This window comes from Ruegeria sp. BB9 (assembly GCF_056539345.1).
Map to the genome: position 1 here is coordinate 370,455 of NZ_JBQFUU010000003.1, position 16,464 is coordinate 386,918.

The 16,464-nt window shown below is 54.4% G+C and carries 12 protein-coding genes and 1 tRNA gene; 2 read left to right on the plus strand and 11 right to left on the minus strand.

Annotated features, from left to right (window positions below):
• Positions 1–158: 158 nt before the first annotated feature.
• Together ACR0FC_RS12705 and ACR0FC_RS12710 are read right to left on the minus strand one after the other, a co-directional pair.
• Positions 159–608, minus strand: a complete 450-nt coding sequence (locus ACR0FC_RS12705; RefSeq protein WP_174825053.1) for a hypothetical protein — start codon at positions 606–608, stop codon at positions 159–161.
• On the minus strand, positions 571–897 hold the full coding sequence (locus ACR0FC_RS12710) for a hypothetical protein (RefSeq protein WP_480656816.1): 327 nt from the start codon (positions 895–897) through the stop codon (positions 571–573). Before ACR0FC_RS12710 ends, ACR0FC_RS12705 begins: the two co-directional genes overlap by 38 nt.
• A 297-nt stretch (positions 898–1,194) precedes the next feature.
• On the opposite strand from ACR0FC_RS12710, the gene ACR0FC_RS12715 reads away from it, so the two are divergent.
• Positions 1,195–1,270 (plus strand) — tRNA-Thr (locus ACR0FC_RS12715).
• A gap of 62 nt (positions 1,271–1,332) precedes the next feature.
• Here ACR0FC_RS12715 and brxL read toward each other — a convergent pair.
• Genes brxL through ACR0FC_RS12750 form a run of 7 tightly spaced genes read right to left on the minus strand, consistent with a single transcriptional unit; the run spans position 1,333 to position 14,026 of the window.
• Entirely contained in the window at positions 1,333–3,372 is a 2,040-nt protein-coding gene (gene brxL / locus ACR0FC_RS12720; RefSeq protein WP_217358630.1) for a protease Lon-related BREX system protein BrxL, read from the minus strand.
• A 10-nt stretch (positions 3,373–3,382) separates the two neighbouring features.
• Positions 3,383–5,665, minus strand: a complete 2,283-nt coding sequence (gene pglZ, locus ACR0FC_RS12725; protein ID WP_170340903.1) for a BREX-1 system phosphatase PglZ type B — start codon at positions 5,663–5,665, stop codon at positions 3,383–3,385.
• Complete coding sequence (locus ACR0FC_RS12730; protein ID WP_170340902.1) at positions 5,662–9,033, minus strand: BREX-1 system adenine-specific DNA-methyltransferase PglX; 3,372 nt, start codon at positions 9,031–9,033, stop codon at positions 5,662–5,664. Before ACR0FC_RS12730 ends, pglZ begins: the two co-directional genes overlap by 4 nt.
• 3 nt (positions 9,034–9,036) lie before the next feature.
• Positions 9,037–12,459 (minus strand): BREX system P-loop protein BrxC, encoded by a 3,423-nt coding sequence (gene brxC, locus ACR0FC_RS12735; RefSeq protein ID WP_170340900.1) that lies wholly within the window; start codon positions 12,457–12,459, stop codon positions 9,037–9,039.
• Between the two features lie 9 nt (positions 12,460–12,468).
• Entirely contained in the window at positions 12,469–13,014 is a 546-nt protein-coding gene (locus ACR0FC_RS12740; RefSeq protein WP_170340898.1) for a DUF1788 domain-containing protein, read from the minus strand.
• Positions 13,001–13,813, minus strand: coding sequence for a hypothetical protein (locus ACR0FC_RS12745; protein ID WP_170340896.1), 813 nt, complete (start codon positions 13,811–13,813; stop codon positions 13,001–13,003). The genes ACR0FC_RS12740 and ACR0FC_RS12745 overlap by 14 nt, the downstream gene beginning before the upstream one ends.
• Positions 13,814–13,834: 21 nt before the next feature.
• Positions 13,835–14,026, minus strand: a complete 192-nt coding sequence (locus tag ACR0FC_RS12750) for a ribbon-helix-helix protein, CopG family (protein WP_170340894.1) — start codon at positions 14,024–14,026, stop codon at positions 13,835–13,837.
• A 95-nt stretch (positions 14,027–14,121) separates the two neighbouring features.
• Between ACR0FC_RS12750 and ACR0FC_RS12755 the strand changes: the two genes are divergently transcribed.
• Positions 14,122–14,268 (plus strand): exonuclease domain-containing protein, encoded by a 147-nt coding sequence (locus ACR0FC_RS12755; protein ID WP_170340892.1) that lies wholly within the window; start codon positions 14,122–14,124, stop codon positions 14,266–14,268.
• A gap of 637 nt (positions 14,269–14,905) precedes the next feature.
• Here the strand turns inward: ACR0FC_RS12755 and ACR0FC_RS12760 are convergent.
• Together ACR0FC_RS12760 and ACR0FC_RS12765 are read right to left on the minus strand one after the other, a co-directional pair.
• Positions 14,906–15,436: a hypothetical protein gene (locus ACR0FC_RS12760; RefSeq protein WP_170340890.1), complete on the minus strand. Its 531-nt coding sequence runs from the start codon at positions 15,434–15,436 to the stop codon at positions 14,906–14,908.
• 145 nt (positions 15,437–15,581) lie between these two features.
• Positions 15,582–16,172: a hypothetical protein gene (locus ACR0FC_RS12765; RefSeq protein ID WP_170340888.1), complete on the minus strand. Its 591-nt coding sequence runs from the start codon at positions 16,170–16,172 to the stop codon at positions 15,582–15,584.
• Between the last annotated feature and the right edge of the window lie 292 nt (positions 16,173–16,464).

The following is a 16,464-nucleotide window of genomic DNA, read 5'->3' on the forward strand; positions in this document are numbered from 1 at the left end:
TCACTGTAGGCGATACAATTCCACGGAGCCCGACCCTCTCCGACACCAACGGTGGCTTGTGTTCCAGCCTCGCTGAACGCGGATGAGAGCACGACGACTTGCGCGACGACGCCCAAATTCCGAGCGCATCTTTTTGAATGCGTAAGCTGTGAACTTGTCTATTTTATCACGATCAAGTGCTTGTTTCTGCCAGACGGTCTTGCCGTACCAACCGCCCGCATACTCTTCGACAATTTTGAAACTTCAAAGGTGTGCTGGGAGAGCGCCTGCTGGAAAGCAACACGCTGTGCGTCGGTAGAAAAGCGTCGATCTTCGCCGGTATGATTGGCGAGTTCCCGGCTATGGTAGTAGTCCAGAGAGCGGTAAGTTAGCCGGGCAAAGAAATCCCGCGCGAGCCTCGCAAATTCATCTCTCGAGGCAAAACTCGCAAGTGTCCTACGGATTTCCTGCGGTGTCGGTTCAAACAGGGTTGGCAACCGGTCGCGCAGCTGAATGGACAGGGTTTCCCGCAGCGCGACCTTCGCCAATTCTCCTACATCGGAAGATCCTCGGAGATCGAAGCTGTTGCGATCAACGGCACGATCCAAACCGGCCAGCAAGCCGGTCACTGTAACTGAGTTCCGACGTCGCAATGCCCAAATCAGCCAAAGCGTCTTCGAAGCCCGGAGCCCTTGCAAGCAAAGGCAGCCTCACGAGGAGATCACTTACAAACTGAAACCTGGGGTCACGACTCGCCAGTGCGAGATCGCTCTCAGATGCATCCGCTGCGGCCTCGGCGATCTCTTCGACCGACGTATCGGTTGCGATCAAATCAACGACCTCGCGCCACTTCTTGGACCGAGGCAACGTGCCAAGCCTGATGTGTCCCATCAGCTCTTCCCTTGCCTGCAAAGGCATGCAACCCTCGGGCGAATGTAAAGGGAAATATGGGCTCAGTCGCTTACCCTGTGCTTACCTGAAAGGAGCGCCTGGCACGAGATCGCCTCTCTGAGTCTTTGAAAAAGTGGTGAGCCGTGCAGGATTCGAACCTGCGACCCACTGATTAAAAGACCTTAAACTATAATTTCAATACAACGTGTTATTGGAAATTATTCCAGCCTGTGCCAATGTTTAAGCCGGTTAATTGTGCCATTCCCGCAAGAGCAGCTATACGCGAAGCTGTTTGAAGACGTGGCTCGCAGTAGGCTCTAGGTAGCCGCTGTAGCTCAGCTGGTAGAGCACGTCATTCGTAATGACGGGGTCGGGGGTTCGAGTCCCTTCACCGGCACCATCCTTCTCGAAGAACCCAGGCACTTGTTAGATCGCGGAAAGCGCGGGTGCGAGCGAAGGCCCTTAGTCGTGAACGCACTTGCGTAGTGCGTCTGCTGCATCGGCGAAGAACAATACCTGCACCTTGGTTGCTACATCGTCTGACAAATCAATCAGTGCACGGCGGCTAGAGACTGGCAGGAGGACCGCCTCGGCTCCCTTCTCCATTGCGAGCTCTACGAGATCAATTGGATTATGGACTGGCTCCAAAGAGCCACCCAGGGTGATTCCTCCAGAGATTACCAACCCGCCCTTTATCGGCTTGCCGAGAAGCGCCGAGCAGAGCCCCATCAGTACTGGGATGCCGACATCCGAACCGTTCCTTGCCGCATCGAAGGCTCGCAACTGGATGGAGAACTCGTGCTCGCGTGGATTCCGCTCGCCCACCAGTTCGCGTGCATGGGCGTAAAGGTTCTGTTCTGCGATTCGAACGCTTTCCTTGAATGGCCCCGGCGGTGATTGGTTTAGAATCTTGACCCCGCTGCCAGAGGTTTCGTTGACCTCTATACGGAAGAGGCCTGTCCCTTCATCTTGTCCACCTGGACTGATCGTCCAAACCTGGCCTGCAGGGAGCGGGTCAGCACCGATGCTATTTTCGCTCTGAAGCTCAGGAGTAGAGACAAATTTCTCTACTCCATCCAAGCCCATAACATAGCTGAATTGTGTATTTCGGAACTCCGCAGATCCTATGCGCTTCTGCTGCTCTTTCACACGGCGGCGCACCTCAAGAGCAAGCCGAACAGCCCACTCCAAGTCCTCATCAGGGATTGGTGAAGCCGGGTCAGGATAGAGCAGCTTAAGAAGACCAGACACGGTCTTGTTGACAGCATTTTGATCGCGACCGGACAACGCACCTCCGAAGTGCACACGGCCTGAGAGCTTGTCCACTCTACTCTGAGCCCTCAGGCGCGAAAAACACTCTGCCAAGACATCACTGACCAGCCCAAAGTGGTCGGTAAATAGTTCCTTACTCACCTTGGGAACGTCCCAACCTGGTAGGTAGCAGTGAATGCGATCCATGAATGCCGTATCATTGCGCATCTCTGGAGGCATTGGACCAAACAGATGTCCGACTCTTTGCTGGTGTTGAACGTCGACATCGAAGTTGCCGACCATGACGATACTGCCTTCGGCGCGGATGCTTTCACGGCCTCGAGAGAACTCACCCGACTCCATGTAGCCTTTCATGATGTTGACGCCGTCCTTCTGATCGAAGGAAATGCCAGAGACCTCGTCAAAACAGACAACGTCGTACTGGCAAACAAGACCACGTTGGCCATTCGACATGTTTACGAACATGCGTGCGACAGTGGCTTTGCCGCCGGACACTAGATGCGCGTAGGGCGAAACCTGCTGATAGAGGTGGCTCTTGCCAGTCCCGCGCGGCCCCAGTTCAACCATGTTATAGTTGGCCTCAACGAAGGGAACCATTCGAAGGAACATCGCATCCCTTGCTCTCTCGTTAAGCTTGTCTGGCTCAAGTCCAACGCTTCTTAATAGACACGCTTTCCACTCTTCGGTTGAGAGTGACGCGCGTCCGGATGCAATCTTGTCCAGTATGTCTCGGGTCGAGAGTTGAATTTCCCGAAGGCTCAGTATCTCAAAGGGTCGGCCCCCTTTCTCTTGAGCAATGCTGGCATCGTAGCCAAGCTCGACTTCGGCATAGAAGCCACCAGTCAGCATACGTTCGTGATCTTGAACGACCTTGTCGGCGACTCTGACGTCGTTCAGTCGAAGACTGGGGAGAGACACCAGATAGCTGTCAGTCTTCGCGTCCAACCTAGCTGTAATGATGTCAATAATCCGGACTGAGCCACGATCTCTGGCGCGAGCTTTGAAGAGTTCCTCCTCGCCAGCTCGAACGGTTCTATCAGACAGTTGTGCTTGCACCATCTGAATGCCTTCTTCGATCTCGGTCGGGTCAGTACTCGCGCAGTAGCGGCCCAGCATGAATTCGACCACGTACGTTGGGATGGGAAACTGCCCGCGAAATCGCCTGACGAGGTCCTTTCGCACAATGTGGGCTGGGAAGGCTTCGGCCGCCTTGCGGTCAAGTGTATCCATCGTCACCACCCTATTCCCCTCCCACTGTCGTAACGCGTTGGCTTACGACATTTCCGTTGGCATCAAGGATTACCAAGCAGGCCGTTTCGCCCTCGTGTTCGTCACTTACGAGAAACGAGGTCCGCCCGTTGTCATCCAAGACGCGGCCACCCTTGATCAAGCTCGGGCCACTCGTCTCAGAGCCGAGTCTAAGGTCAGCTTCCAGGTCGGCACCGCCTGCTACCTCTAGCCTCAGACGGAAACCCTCCCACTGCGCCTTCGAAATTGAGACCTCACTGCGTACTTTGTTTCCGGTGACCAGGATGACCGGCAGGATGCATTCCTGCGGACTAATCCCGCCATGTGCATATTCGCATCCGGCGTAGAAGACCCGAGCCCCGGTGGCGGCTGCGATTGAAATATCCGAGTTCCAGGTCCATGGGACCTGCATGTAGGATGTAGTCGCCTTTGGTTTGACTAGCGCACAACGCGTGCGTTTTCCGCTTGGTTCTACTAGACCAGGGTCTAGAGCGGCGTGCGGTAAGTTCCCCGGCATCAAGAGCCAGCCGTGATCCGTAACGATTCGGACGTCCCGTCCTGATCTGACTAGGCTGGAAACCGCGTCCGCAACGTCCCTCACACTCTGTCCCAGTCGCTCGGCCAACCTCGCCCCAAGCGCATGCCCTTCCTCATCGAACCGACCAGTCTCCGTCCAAAGCCTTTGGTCAGGTAGAAGCGCTGTGTCCGTCTCCCAACCGTTTGCATTCAAGAGCTTGAACAAGTTCGGCTTGTTTGCCGGTTTGTCATCTGGCGTGATTGGTAAGACGTCGTTTGTGCTGGCCGGACCTTTAAGCACCTCGGCGACCGGCGTTACGAGCGGCTTGCAGGTTGCTGTGACTGTCGGAAAGCCTGACCAGATCCAATCTAGTTCCGGCTTTAACCCGTCTTTTTGAAGCATTTGGACAAGCTGTTGGGCAACGTCCATCCGGAGACCATCGACGAATAGGACAGTCGTCACACCTGCGTCTATTGTCTCCGGCTGCGAGAACTTCACATTGCCATTGCGCACGAGTTCCTGGAGCGCAAAAGCGCTCTCGTCGAGCCAGGGCAGATATATGGCCCGCAGAGCGTTAGCGACAGCTATGCGATCCAGCTCTCTTGGGGCGCTCGCAATTGCGGACATCGCCGAACAATCGACAGTCCATCCGGTAGTGGCATATGCCTCTGCAAGTGCTCTGCCATCATGTGTGGGCAAAGAGGCCGCTTTCGCCAAAGCTGCGAGATGTTCTAAGGCATTTGCTAATGGTGCTTCTCCACGACGCGCCCAGACCGTACTGCGTCGCCAGGCGTGTTCTTCCTCAAGACCCTGAACCTTTGCGCGGGCCTCATCAAACGAGAGTTCGGACAGGCTTTGGAGCGCGTCTCTAAGTTCCTTCTCTCCCTTCGCGTTTAGCTTTGGGTAGACCTCTCGGTTGCCCGAATGGTCAAAGAGCGAGGCGGGTTCTTCGAAGCCCAAGTAGTCGACCACTTGAGCATACCCTGTCGACCCTTCGAAACGGGTCCAAACTTGCGCCCACTTGCCTTCACGTTTCGCCAGGCGCTTCACTGCATCCTGTTTAGAGAGCTTGGAAGGGTCAAACTTCAGCTCTTTCTTCGCGATACTGGCAAATGCATTGAACCGTGCTGCGTCGACCTCATCCGACAATGAACCATCAATCCAATCCAGCATGTCGGCGGCCAGGTCGGGGGCGAGGAGCGCATTCAACTGATCTGCATCCCAGCGCTTTCCGCGAAGTTCTTCGGTCGACCTGGTGCAGAGGCGAACAGCTGCATGTGACAGTGCCGCGCGCGTCGCGGAGTCATCGGGTATTTCGAGTTTCAATGGCCCGCGTTCTGCGGACAGGAATCCCCGAAGCGTCCAGTCCTTGCCGTTCACATGACCAAAGTACGAACCCGCAACGGTGTACCAAACCAGTGGCTGGAGGAGTTGTGGACAGTCTTCTGCGCCTTTGAGGGTCTCGCGCGCGACCCCCGGTATGTAGATGATCGGCGTGGTGCCCTCTGGCCAACCGACGCCTTCGACCGCACCCACGGTAGCTGCACGAAGCCACACTGCTGGCCCGGTGCGCGCCTCGGGTTCAAAGTCACCAAACGTCAGCAGTTCCGGAAGACGCTCCCTCAAAGCAGGGATCAGCGGCAAGAAATCCTTGCCCGCATCACACCAAACAACCGCAACTGGCGCCGCCTCTGCCGAGGCGTTGTAGCTCGCTGCCTCGTGGAGGGCGGCGACAAGCGCGTCTAGCGGAGTTGTCACTTGGACGCCTCCGTTCGGTTCGCTGCGGCTTCTCGCGCAGCCCGCTTCTCGGCAAGCGTAGTGTGATGATCGTTCCGACGTTCACCTTTGAAAACATCATACCAGGGCGCGGATGAAACATCCTTTCCTCGGTCCTTGTCCTTGAGGATCTTGTCGAGCTTGTGTGTAAGGACACCCGCTAAAATGAAGGGACGGATGTTTTGCCGGACACCATCGTCCAGATCGGGGTCCCAACCAAGCGGTTGCTGGGCAAGAGATTTCCAACGCACGAAGATATCGTAGGGCTTTTCGCCTTCCAGGATCGCTTCCAGCTTTTGCTGCAGTTCACGACCCTTTTCAAATCGGAGTGTGTTCCCCTCCGCTTTGGCTCGGGCTAGCCAGTCACCAAGTAGGGTGTATGTGAGCTTGCGCAGGTTGGCTTGGTCAAAGCGATGGTAATGTACGAATACCGAAAAACCGTCCTTCAGCCCGTCCGATATGTGCCAAATGAAAGGCCGTTGAGCAAAAAGCGCGCAATGTTGACGGAAGGCACGGTCGCGGACCCAAGCCTCAAGTGAGCCATCGCGGGCCGCTTTTTTGTCCAAGGCCTCATCTGCTTCGGCTACCAAACGGCGCTCAAGGGCATCGGACCAATCTGCGCCAAACGCTGCAGCGAGGTAAGCTCTGAGCCGGTCAGCAAGCGGCTTCTCGCCAGCCACTGCAGGCACGCCAAGAAGGCCGTCATTGTCGCCAGTCGGTAAGTGACGAGTCAATTCAATCCAGTCTCGCGCTTCTTGCGAAAGGCGGCTACTGGGGTCAAGTTCGGCGGGCCATTTGTAACCACAAACCCGGGCAAGTGCGACGTGCAATGCGGTTCCATCATGTGCTCGGGCAGGATGCCCGTGGAAGACCCATTGGGTTGGTTCATTAGTGAAAGGAAGATCCAGTCGGCGATTGTATTTTTCCTGGAAAAGGCTGTTCCACTTCTCGTGATCAAATGGCACACGAACGAAGCTGTCATCCGTTACGCTTACCTTTTGATTAAGCCGGCGCACCTCCCTTTTATAATCTGCACTTGAACAATAACACCAGATAGCGCCCAGTAGATCTTCATCTTTTGGAATGATTACAGATAAGTTGTTATCGAATGCTGTGCCCTCATAGAGACTCGCGTTTAGGCTCATGCCGGCAACGCAAACTCCTCTTCTTCCCCAAATATCTGTTCCCCTAACCCAAGCACTAGTATTTCCTTCTAGTCTTTCGTCGATGTATGTTAATAGTTGGCCATCGCCCCATCGGATAATGTTCGACATCGACGACCACACCCCAAGGCCGGTTGGCGCGGATTGATGGAAGATCCACGGTGACTCAAGTTCATAAGCAATCTCCCAGAAACATGATACAAAGCGGTTTGAGTCACCACTGACCAAACCATTGTGATAGGTCGCATACTTACTCAGAAGATCGCCTTCTGTGGGCGGAGTTGTCGAAATTCGATACCCGGAACTTTTGTTGATGGTCTGTGAGCGCACACTCTGGATGTCACCTTCAATTAAGTGTCTTGATTTTAACTCCGCATTCCCAACCTCATTGAGGTCAATGGCTTGATAGGTATCTCGCCTAGCATCTTCTGGTCGGCTGATGACTGTCAGTGCAACATTAACAACTTCGCCACTTATGGTTTCAAATGCATTCGCACCCAAGCCAACGGCTAGATCTACATCGCAAAGAGCCGTAATCTGCTTCCGGAATTTGAGATAAGAACTCAAGAAGTAGAGAGTTTGCGGATAGATCGTGGCTACTGTCCCTCCACGTCCAGCAAGATTAGACATCCTTTCTGTCATTGCAGCGGCCAAGTCTGGCTTGGAGTTTGGAAAGTAGGTGCCAATATAGTTAGCTAGGCTAGAAGCCTGCTTGCCACGGCCTAGAAATGGGACGTTTGTAACTTGAAGTACGTAGCTTTTGCCAAGTGCATTCGCGGCATCCGCCATGCCGCGTGCCGCGATGGTTCCCTCGCGAATCTCGGGAACGGCTCTTCTTGCTTTTTCGACAAGCCTTTCCATAAGCTCCCCGACCCGCGCCATACGTCGTGAGTCAAGGAGATCGCCGCCGATTGGTTCAATTAGTGTTCCAAGATACGGGGCTTGTTCGAATAGATCATGTAGCTCTGCGAGCGCTGCCTCCAGATCATTGTCGCCATCCGCCAGCGATACAAAATCACGCTTCGGCAGTGGTGGCGGAGCGCCAACCCATGATATTTTGAGAGATGGTAGTGCTTGCCATCCCCCAATACGCCAAGCGCTAAGCGCCACTGCGAACGCCGCAATCTGGACACATCGACCATCGATCTCCAATCCATGCAGATTGTCTCGAAGTACTGCTGATACTGCATCGGCGGGCGACAGATGTTCTTCGGTCCGGCGAAGGGCGGCTAGGATCGCCAATGCCTCAGTCAAGAAATGGCCCGACCCACAGCAAGGGTCGAGAAAAGTGATCTGCTTGGCTTCTTTGGGCCAACCCGGGAAAGTACCAGCTGCTGGCCTCCAGGGGCCATTATCTCCGTCACGAACGAACCGCAGCATGTCAAAGCGATAGTAAGGCAATGCGCAGGCAGCTCGGAGCTCATCCTCGTCCGCAGCGGTCTCAGCCAAAGTCGGATTACTGGCCAAAACCTTTCCTGCCCACCAGGCACCGAGTGTGTTGTGCAGCAAGAAGCGCACCATGTAGGGCTCAGTGAACAGCTGGGTGACCGCCGGTAGCTCGTCAGCACCGATCTTTACACCCGATGCATTTACGGCATCCTTCTCTGCGGCTCGCCAGAACTGGTAGGTCCAGCCGAGGCTATCCTCTGCCTCGAAGACTTCGGCATCCAGGCCCATCACAAGCTTCTGAAGCTTCTGCGTATGAACCGGATCGATTTCCAACGCGAGAACTGGATCATCAACCCGGAAGACAGCAGGTAGCATCTGCGCTGCGTAGCTCTCGGCAATCATCCAAGGGTCGGTCAGCCCCTCTGCCTCGGCCAGTTCCCGGCAGTCTTCCAAGGTCACGGGGACATCGTACTCGGGGTTTCGTAACAGGCCACGTTCCGCCAGAAACCGTGCGAAAAGCATTCGATGCCAATGTGCATAGGCGGTGGCTTCGATCAGATGCTTGGTCTCTTGGGTATCGTTGGTGCGGTCGAAAGCATCACCAAGTGCGCGCGCATGTGCACGCAGACGTCGCCGAAGCTCCTTCTCCTCTTCGGAAAGGTAGGACGGGGCCTTGCCTTCGGCGACGCCCAAGCGCCGGATTGCATCTCGTGCGCCTTCCTCCGCAACTATGCGGGCGTCCTTGATTACCCGCTCCAGCGTGCGTCGAAGAGTGGATGGCAGATAACGTTCGCTCATGAGTCAAACCTTTGGAATCACTGGGCCGTTCTGCAGACCTTCAGCAACCTTTTCGCGGACCTTTTGGAGCCACTCATCCAAGTCGGCTTCCGACTTCACCAAAGCGCCGGGCAGCAGAACAGTGTGGGCTTTGGGTTCAAGTTCAGCAGCCGCAGAGGCCAACGCATCGTCGATACGGGTTGGCAGCGCCTTCACCATGCTTTCCCATTCGGAAAGCCCTCTACCGCTCAAAGCTTCCGAAATGGCCTGCGGCGTGTCGACAGCCGGTTTTGTCGCTTGGAGTAGGCCGTTTTCTTCTCGGATAGCTCGCTTCTGTTCAGGAGACAGCTTCTTCCACGTTGGATCGTTCGCAAGCCGTTCCTCACCGCTGTCCCAAGCTTTTTCCCAAGCCTGATAGATGGCATTGAGCCTAGCTCGCAGTGTGTCCGCAGCGGCGGAAATCAACGGCGGAACCGGATCGGGGTCGGCCAATAGACGGCGACCCGTGCGAATACTTTCAAGATCGCTTTCCTGATCTTTAGCACCCATGCCAACAAGGCGTTCTGCGAGACGCCAATTAGGCATTCTCTCCGAAATAACCTGCTTGGCCTTCTTCCAGTCCTTCAGCTTTTCGCGCAGATCGGTGGCGTCTGTTGCCAGGGCAGCTAGAAGGTCGTTGCCCGACAGGCTTTTGTATGAAGCAAGGTTTGGAACGGTGTCCGCTTCTGGGGCTGGTGCATCGCTCCCAGACTCCGTGGCGGCCGTTTGAAGCCGGTCAAGAAGTGCTGAGAGTGCAAGCTGCTCCTGGTTATTCTCATACGGGATGCCTGTGTCGTTTAGCAGGCCTCGTACAGCCATCCGCTGGTGGATCGTGATCACGGTCGTCTCAGACCGGAACGTGCAAGTGCCGATTTTTTGGCGCGGGATGTCTGGTAAGGATGCAGGCTTGCCATCATCGCCGGTCACGCGAAGCAGGCCAGCGTTTGCCAAGACAATCAGGGCGCCGTCCACAGCATCTTGAGACCAACCGTATGGCGCACCAGTGAACTTTGTTCGAAGATCGGAGCCCTTTCGACCCGGCCCCAGATCAGCGATGATTGCTTTGCAAACCGGGTGGCTTTCGGGGGCACCTGAATGATCCACTGCCTTCATAGCGTCAGGGTCTTTTCGAACCGCCCTGTCGCGCAATTTGCCCCATCCGGCATGATCGCCGTCCGGAAACTGCGGATAGAGACGCGCAAGGGCATTGGTCGCTGCTGCCTTGACCGCATCAGCAGGCGCTCCTGTCACAACCTTCCCGCCAGCTTGAATGACCCGCGCTTGCGCTACTGCCTCAGCAATGATTTCCGTTGCTGCATTCTGAGCTTTGTTTGCTCGCGATTGCATGGCCGACTGGGCTTCACGGCCAGCATCAGTTTGGGGGACACCCCGCAATTGGAGGACGTGCTCTGCCGCCTTCCACGTCGTAAGCGCGTTCGTCAGTTCGCCGTCGCGTGAAGGATGTCGCGAAATCAGCAAGTGAACCGTAGGGTCTGAAGTTGGGGCTGCTGCGATTTCCTTTTCGATCTGCGTAAGGTCCTCGCTCCAGCCATTGTGGAGTCTCAGCGCGATCCCGTCAGTCGGGTCCTTGTCACCCGGTTGTAGGCGATGGATTCGTCTGGTCTCCTTGCTGGCGCCATGGGAAACAGTAGCGGCACCCATCAGCGTTGCATCAATAGCATCTCCCAGCAGTTCCCGGCGGGTACGACTTAACGAAGACTGATCAGCTAAGAGAGCCTTCTCCTCAGTCCTATAAGCTGCATCCCAGTCAGCGCTTTCCTTGGTTTGTAAACGCCACTCTCCTCCAACTTCGATTACGGCACCCTCGCCGTGTAAGGCTTCAAGAAGTTTAGGGACTTCTTTGCGCAAATAATCGTCAGCGGCGAGATCAACGATCAATAGATCCGCAATTGTTTCCGCCTGAGGACGAACTCCGTGGTTTTCCGCATTAACGGAAATCCGGCCGAGCATGTATACGAGCATCAAAATACGCGCTTTAAGCCTATCTTGCTCATTGCTTGACTCCAGTCTCTCAATACGGTTCCAAGTTTCACTTGGGATGAGGCCAGTGTTGTACGCTTCTGTAGATAGGCGTCGATACAAGAAATCTGCCGGTACTGCATGTCCCAGAGGCTTATCGCCGTACGCTTTCGCCGCATCGAGCGTTGTGCCAAGTTTGCCGCGCAGGTTGCCAACCAGGCCAGTTCGGTCCAGCTCGTGGAGAATCAAATCCCAAACACGTCGGCGAGAAGGAAGAAGGGGCCAATCCAAGATAGCATTTTCTTCATCGCCGACAGAATGAGCTAAGCGACTTCCATGTAGCTGGCGGCTAATTTCTCCAGCGTTTGCACTTAGCATTTTGTTAATTTCGCCGACGGCTCCAGACTTTTTTCGAAGCACGGTCTTGCGTAGCACGGAGTCGAAATCTGCATCACCCAATGCGATTTGAACTTGGAATCTACCCATCAGCTTCTGAAGGTTGGCAACATCTGTAAGCGCTTGCTGCCCCGTGGCGACTAGCAAAACTCGGCCGTCAAATCGGCTCGAAAGCCTTTTTGCAATTTCCTGAATCTTTAGCGTATCACCAGGCTCTTGCTTTAGATACTCTTGGACCTCATCCAGTACAATCAAGGTAAGCGGAAACTCTGTACGTCCAATCATGAGTGCCTGGCGAGTTATATTTTCCAGGTCATCAACGGTGATTTCTGAAGGTTCGGGAAACTGCGCAGCTAACAACTCCCTAAGTTTTTCAACGGAGCTCGCGATACTTGGATCGGCTTTTAGTACGGCCGGCGCAAATCTCTTGGAAAGCACAAAGTTTCGAATGTCCCCATCGAAATTGGACCCAAGCTCATTCCGAACTTGATCGAGTATTCCGAGACTATTGAGCCACAAAGCCACCTTGGCCGCTCTTACGTCACTTGGCAGACCAGCAGCTCGAAGGATAATACTTAAAACCGCTTCCGCTGGGGAAGACGGTCCAGTTCCTATCACATTACCTGCTGCAACCAGACCACCGGTTCGCTTTGCTAAGGTCTGAAGCTCCCTTAGCGCCGCGGCAACCCCACTTGGCATGTCCTGAACTAAACCTTCCGCTTTCGCGCCGTCTTCGAACTGAATATTTGTCCATAGAGCGGCAAGCATACTTGCCAGATGCGATTTGCCGGAGCCATAGAATCCAGAAATCCAAACAGCCTTGCCATCGTGCCCACTATCAACGGACGAAACGAAGTTTTCCAAGATTCTGGTTAGACCATCGGCGTAAGCTCCATCGCAAACAAATGTCTCCAACTCGCCTCGAATTGTCTGCATGGCCTCTCTAGTGGGCGGGTAGATGATCGAGGCCGTCCCTTGGTTCGCTAGTTGATAAGTGGTCGGGTCGTTAAAGAACGTTTCTTTGTTTAGCATTCCTGCGCCTTAGAATGTTGGGTTTGCTGGTATTGGAACGGCACGGTAGTTCCAGCCGTCCCTAGCATCGAGAAGCCGGTAAGTATTCGCAGAGTGTTTTCCTGGGAACCCGATTAGCAGGCGGCCAGGCACAGAATTTGCAACCCGGCTTATCAAAACTGAAACACGTGCAACGCCGAAGAGAGCTCCGCAACCATCAACCGCGAGCACGTCGTTTGACGAGCATTCGGCTAGGGCCCTCCCGATCTCTTCCACCAGGGCATCTTCGATGTCGGGAAGCAAGCCACGAATTTCATTTGGTTGCTCAACCAGACCTTCAAACAGCTCATGCTTTGCGATCCAGTTTCCGAACCATGGAGCCAAGTCCAAGAGCTTCCAGCCGTGTCCGGCCTTTTGCGTCGCGTGCTCGAATTCCCCAATCCTTCCGGAGAAGCGGCGTTGCATGGATTTGTCGAACCAAACGATCCAAACCCGACCGGCGGGCGGTGTGTCTGAAGCCCACGGAAGGTTCACCTGCTTTGTGTAGGCGGCAAGGATTTCGTCAAACGTGTTCAAGCTCTGACACTCCCAGAGTTGAAGACAATGGCTGACGAAGCGAGATCTCCGTCACGTCTCCGGCAGACCGGACTCGGGCTAGACCAAGGCTTTCGGCTCGTCGCATGTGATCCAAGGCTTGTTCTGGCGAAAGATCGAGGACCTTCATCCAAACTGACCCGAGGATTGCAGGTCCACCATAGCCAGCTGCAGTAGCGCAAAGGGCTGCAAGCGTAGTTGCGTGTGGTGTCGCGCTGACACGCTGGCGGGTCTTCTTCGCCCGGCCGCTGAGGTGGCCGCTGTGCGTCCATGTCGAAGCGCAGTTCTGCGCCATGGAACGGACCATTTTGTAGCTGAAGCGATCAGGATGAGCGGAAGACAGCGCGTCCTCGAAGTTGGGTCTTTCCAATGTTTGACCAACCGGGGTTTCAAGAACAACTTTGGCTGTGTCTCGCAGCAAGGGGTCTCGGGCCAAAGCGACCAGGAGCGTGAGTAGGGCGTGCCGCTCGCGATCGAGGGGCCACAAACCCATCAATACCTTCGTTATGGGGGGCTGGTCGTTGAAGCCGTAGAGGGAGCATAGATGGCGATAGGTTAGACGCCGGGTATTCGCGGTCGACTTGCCCATGATGTTGTCATCAATTGCCGCGATCTTGAGGCTTTCGGCGCTTGTAATACCAGACGAAAGCAGGCTTTCGACTTCGGGGAGCATCATTGTCTTGGATTGGTGTGCACCGCCACCAGACGTGCGAAATCCAAAAGTAGAGAGCTGTTGTTCTGTCTTGTTTTCGTTGAACCAGGCGCCGAGTCCGTCTTCCATACTGCTCTCTTTTCAATTTCGTTATTCGCCGCGCTTTGCTGGCTCTACATGTGGATGGCCAGCTTGATATTCGTCGACGAACTGACGGATTGCTTTCCGGATGACCCAAGAAATCGAAGCGTCATTTTCGGCTGCGATTTCAGCCAAAATATTATGATCGCGCTCCTCCAAGCTAACGGACAGCCTGGTTGCTTTCAGGGGTCGATCGGCCATTGAAGCTCCCGTCGTTGCTTAACACTACGCATGCGTGCATCAATGTTCAACAGAGTGGTGCACTTTCCTGGCGCCACCCACAGAGGAAGAGGCGAATGGGCTACGTCCGCTATGACACGGAGACTACAGGCACGGATACAACGTTCGACCGGATTCTGCAGTTCGCTGCCATCCGGACGGATTACAACCTGAACGAGCTCGACCGCTTCGAAATCCGCTGCCGCCTGCTGGCTCACTTGTAAGCAGCACCAGAAGCCCTAATCGCCACGCGCATGACGGCAGATATGGTAATGGACTAAAACTACGTAAGTGAGCTGGGCCGATGTATCGCAATTCTCGAACATCCCGACACGCCAACGTCGGCAATACCCTGTGGGCTCGAGACCTGACGACGGTAGGACCCCCCCCTTAGGGAGGGTGGAATTTGAAAAAGTCATGCCCCAGGTGATGCGGATGCCTCGCATGAATGCGTACGACCAGCTAAGGGGGTGCCAGGAGGTGGGCCGATGCCAATCTGTAACACATGCTCTATCATTTACCTGCCGCGCTGGGGAGTGGCGGCCGCACTTGGGCACACGACCTCAATCACTACATTATTGCGCAACTGATCTGAATTCCGTTTTTAGTTGTTGTTTTTCATGCTGTTATTGAAGAATTTATCAGTTTTCTTTCGATGTTTGGCAGCTGGGGAGCTCTTACAACAAATCTTGTGGGTGTGAATTCATCTTGAAAGTGCTCTTAGGCCGCGCAGCGCGATGAACCAAGGTGAGGAACATCGCAAATCCAAGCTCTTTCCTTTGCACAATTCAACTATCCGACGGTATCGTCTTGAGCTCAACGGTCCAAAACACGTGATCACTAATCTACCGCGTGTGTGATCTAAGCTTGCCGCGCGTTGTGCAGAAACTCATACCTGGTTTGATCAGAAATATCATGCGCTTCGGTCGCAAACCCCTGCTCAATAAGCGCACTCTTTACCTCATCGGTACTACGAAATACTCCGAAGAACTCTTCACTAAACTCCCAAGAAATAGCACCACCATGGAATGTGACGACGTTTGCTGCTCGGCCGAGACGATCCGTCAGTTGGTAGAATACAACCGCTCGGGAAATATCTTCGCCTGCACCTATAGGATCCTCGAAGAACCGATTTATGGACCGGTCGATATAGCCGAGCCTGTCTTTGTCATCTACAATATCTTCCTCGATTTCCTCTTTGATCAGATCGTCATCCAAATCGAAGGAATCCAACAGCGTTGTGATCTCGACTACGGAATTGAACAGAAAGTCGTGACGCCCCTGCAGTTCTTTAAGGACAAGTTCGACATCCTTTGACCGCGGTGCTTTGGCCGGCAAGCTGGCACAGTCAATCAGTCTTTTGACGGCAAAGGCTATCTCGTCAGTGGTCAAAACGCGGCTCCTTTCGCAGATCGACCTTGTCCAATTACATTGACTCTTGGCTTACTGCTACGACCCATTACGTTTTGGGAAGAATGCGACAGCCTAGCGGAGCGCCGACCCATGTCGGTGAGATCTCGGGACAAACTAATCCAATTCACTCCCAGTGTTCTGCAATCAGCCTTTGAGCCGTATCTTGTAGCGGTTCGCCAGATACCGCCGCGCCAATGAGGAAATGGAAGAATTCTTCTGCTGACAAGTCCACTGAAGGCGTCATAAATGCAACGCTTGTCTCACTACTGGCTGTCTGCATGAATGATAACAAATCCGCCCTCTTATCGAGCTGGACAATTTGATCGTCGGCAAAATCAAGCAAATACTCAACCGCTTGCGTCCATTCAGAGCCCAACCAGACTAGCGCTACCAACTTTTGAGCAGTGTTCGGTGGGGATGAGAAGTGCAGGTCCGAGGGGACAACGATAGAAAAACTCTCGGGCCAACATGGGTTCGCCGAATGAAAACTCTCGCTCTTTAGAATTGAACGGACAATATCGCGCCAATTTGAAGATGCGGGACCGGCAAACAGCGTGGTTGCCTCGGTGACACCTTCGCTTGCATCATCAAATGAGGTCACCGTAATCCGATCATCAAACACGGCGACTCTCAGTCTAGGCTCATTGTCCTCAAACTCTGGACGCCAGGAGTACTTTGCGTCGATCTGGCAGTCGGAAATCGTTAGTTCGTCCATATCGCAGAACTTAACGGCGGTTCGTTGGCAACGCTAGAGTTTGATTAGCTTATGTCGGAGCAAATGATACCCAAGTTTCACCACTGTTATCCTTCGGGCTCATAGTGGTGAAACTTGGAAAATCAGCGATGCTTGGCGCTAGACTTGGAGCCATCGCCGAGTTGTTGGCAACCGGTGCGACAAAGCAGCCTGTGATAATTTCCATCCGCGCTACATTGTCTTGGCCAGTGCGGCCAGAGGTCCGCTGCCAAGCTATACTTACGCTCGTGACAGCTTACGCCATGCCGTCCAA